Annotated in this window: 1 protein-coding gene; it reads left to right on the top strand. The window is 53.2% G+C overall.

The features are described 5' to 3' along the window. On the top strand, positions 1-694 hold a 694-nt coding region (locus HI950_RS35430), incomplete at both ends, for a beta-galactosidase (RefSeq protein ID WP_187768230.1).

Genomic DNA, 694 nt, shown 5'->3' with positions numbered 1-694 from the left:
TAATCCGGCCGGGTGTGCGTGGACATCGTTGCAACAACAGCTATTCCTTGAGAATGCTGGGCTCCAAATTTGTGGAAGCGATGTCACAGCGCTATGCGAAGCATCCCGCCGTCATTGGCTGGCAAATCGATAACGAGATGCACTACCAGGAATGCCATTGCGATACGTGCAATCGTGCATTTGTCACTTGGCTGCAGAAGCGTTATTCCAGTCTGGAAGAATTGAACCGGGAGTGGGGCACGGTCGTCTGGAGCGGGGAGTATAGCAGTTGGGCCGAGGTAACGACGCCGCTCGGTACCAGCAAGCCGATGAATCCTTCCTATCTTCTGGAGTACAAGCGGTTCTGTTCGGACAGCGTAGGCTATCTGCTGGGATGGCAGCTTGAAATTCTACGCAGCAACTGTCCAGGCCAATTCGTGACGCATAACATGTGGCAATACCCGAATAGCCTGGACTATTATGATCTCTACAAAGAGCTGGACTTCGTCTCTGTCGATTATTATCCGAATGAGTTGTATCGCGATTATGGCGATAGGTTTCCGAGGAACGGAGCGCTGTCACTGGACTTAGTTCGCGGCATCAAACGTCGCAACTTTTGGGTAATGGAGCAGCTGAGCGGAGCGCAGGGCGCCTGGATGCCGATTCAGCGCACCCCTTATCCTGGACTGATCCGAGCTCGTTCCTGGCAGACAAT

Source organism: Paenibacillus sp. PL91, from assembly GCF_012935325.2.
In the GTDB taxonomy this organism is placed as follows: domain Bacteria; phylum Bacillota; class Bacilli; order Paenibacillales; family Paenibacillaceae; genus Pristimantibacillus.
The sequence above is the reverse complement of the archived record's forward strand: the minus strand, read 5'-3'. Positions and strand labels throughout refer to the sequence as shown.